Genomic DNA, 2,224 nt, shown 5'->3' on the forward strand with positions numbered 1-2,224 from the left:
TAGGGATTTTCCTATATGTGGTGGGGGTTTTCGCCTCCTGTAAGTATTTTATATGTATATAGACGAGTTTTTAAGTTTATAGGTTGGGTTGACGCTAGGAAACCCAACATAAATGATTTAAACAACAATGGCGATCTCCCATAGGGAGTGCTTCGCAATCGCCCTAACTACGAATAACGGTAATAGTGCGTCCCCCTGGACTAATAGCTTCCTCCGTACTAATTCTCTCTCCCATGGGTGGTAATCCAGGACGGCGATCGAAAATCACTAACCAACCTGTATCCAATCCTAAACCATCCAGATATTTATCCAATTGAATCAAACCCTGGGTTAGCGGATCTAACTTTTCTTTCCGCACCTTTAACTCTATGCCCATCACCACTTTGCCATAGCGTAAACAAATATCCATCCTTCCAGAACCAATGGCATATTCCCGTTCTAACGTACCACCACCATTTACCACCCGATGTAAAAATGCCATTAACACTAAATGGGGAGCAATCTCATGATAGGGCGCACTTTTGAGTAGTGGTTCCCCATGTTGTCGCCAAAACTCCAGAAATGCTTCCAATAATTCATCGGGTAATAGTTCCCCCTGTTCATTTAGCCAACGAGGTTCAATAACTCCAATGGAAACCCTGGTTGTGTAACTCAACACCAAAGGTAGAACTTCCTGATAAATTGGATTGGCAATTTCTAAGCCATGTCCCCGGTCTCGACACAGTCCTAAATCCAGGACATAACGAATATCATCCTGGGGTACATCAGGTAAATCTTCACCTGCTAAAATTGGTTCAATAATGGTTTTGACCCGCTCTTCCCGTAATCTTTCTGCCAAACTATCTAAATGGGTATCCTGGCGCTGAATGAGATTTTCCTTAGCCTGGTTAATCACCTCAGCGGTAATGGGTTGGGTTAGATCTTTCACCAAAACCTGGGTAGCTTGACGAGCTAGGGCGTTGACTAACCACGGTTGTCCATCGGTTAAATAAAATGATTGTTGAATTCCTTCTGTGGTAAACACCTGTCCCGTAGCCTGCGTATGTTGTAAGTAAAGTTCTTCCACTTCTGATAAAGTAAAATTACTTAAAGTTAAGGATTCAGCCTTGATATTGAAGGGACTGGAGGTATTAAGTCTTTCACTTCCACCGGATTTAACCTTATAGTCCCGCACATCCCGCATGCCAATTAACCCCACCGAATGGGGAAACCCCTGGGGACGACGGGGAAAACCGGAACGTAATTGTCTTAAAATAAAGATTAAAGCTTCATCTGTTAGGGAATCTATTTCATCTAAAAAGATTACAAGAGGTCTTGGAGATTGGCCAGACCACTCACTTAAAGTTTTGCCTATTCCTGAGTCTGCTCCACGCTCTGGCCAATAGGATGGTTGCAGTTCTTTGGGTAAGTAAAATTTGATCGCCTGTTTCCATTCTTCCAAAATAACCTGCTCCGCTTGCTGGGGATTATGGGAAAACCCTGCTCCTACTTCCACAGAGAGCATGACGGCGGTGTATTCCCCACTATCAGTCAATTCTTGAGCTAGAGCTATCATAGCCGTGGTTTTGCCTACTTGTCGCGGTGCATGAATGATAAAGTAATTTTCTCCATCAATTAGCGCTTTCAAATCCGGTAGGCGAGCAGTGGGGGAGAGCATATAGTGGATATTAGCTTTACATGGTCCAGCAGTGTTAAAGTGTTTGGGCATGGTGAGAAGGAGTTTTTAAAAAATAACCTTACCGATTTTATTCTAGAATCTCTATAGGTGAACTCATAAGGGATCCAGCACCCAACACCCTCAACTCATGGCATTACTCAAATAATACGCCATAAAAAAAGCCCCGCACCAGGTGAGGAGCTTTTCATTTACCAGTAAGTAGGGAGGCACAATTATTTGTAGGATGCCCATGGGGGCGTTGGGTTTCGTTCCTCAACCCAACCTACGTTCATCTTGTGTTTAATTCCACTCACCCACTTATCCTATTCGTCTTTACATAGTTTGGTCTTTTAACGCCAACTTACTTATTGGTTATTAAATAACCGTTGATTGCGGGAGCAGTCAATGCTACAGGAGCTACATTTACATAGCTAATTTACCCAGCATGATTAGGTAAATTATGAGGATCAATTCCTTGCGATCGCAAGTAAGCTATTAACCTTTCTTTTTCCTGACGTTCCTGTTCTGCTCGTTGGCGTTCCTGCTCTGCTAGTTGACGTTCCTGTT

At 43.2% G+C, this 2,224-nt stretch carries 1 protein-coding gene; it reads right to left on the reverse strand.

Annotation, left to right across the window (positions count from 1 at the left end; all coding sequences use genetic code 11):
- Positions 1-163: 163 nt before the first annotated feature.
- Positions 164-1,708 (reverse strand): AAA-like domain-containing protein, encoded by a 1,545-nt coding sequence (locus ASL19_RS08370; RefSeq protein WP_057177988.1) that lies wholly within the window; start codon positions 1,706-1,708, stop codon positions 164-166.
- Positions 1,709-2,224: the final 516 nt, after the last annotated feature.

It is taken from the genome of Cylindrospermopsis sp. CR12 (assembly GCF_001432185.1).
Classification (GTDB): Bacteria; Cyanobacteriota; Cyanobacteriia; order Cyanobacteriales; family Nostocaceae; genus Raphidiopsis; species Raphidiopsis raciborskii.

Coding starts and splice junctions, on each gene's coding strand:
- ASL19_RS08370 (WP_057177988.1), bottom strand. CDS start 1,708: ATGCCCAAACACTTTAACACTGCTGGACCATGTAAAGCTAATATCCAC.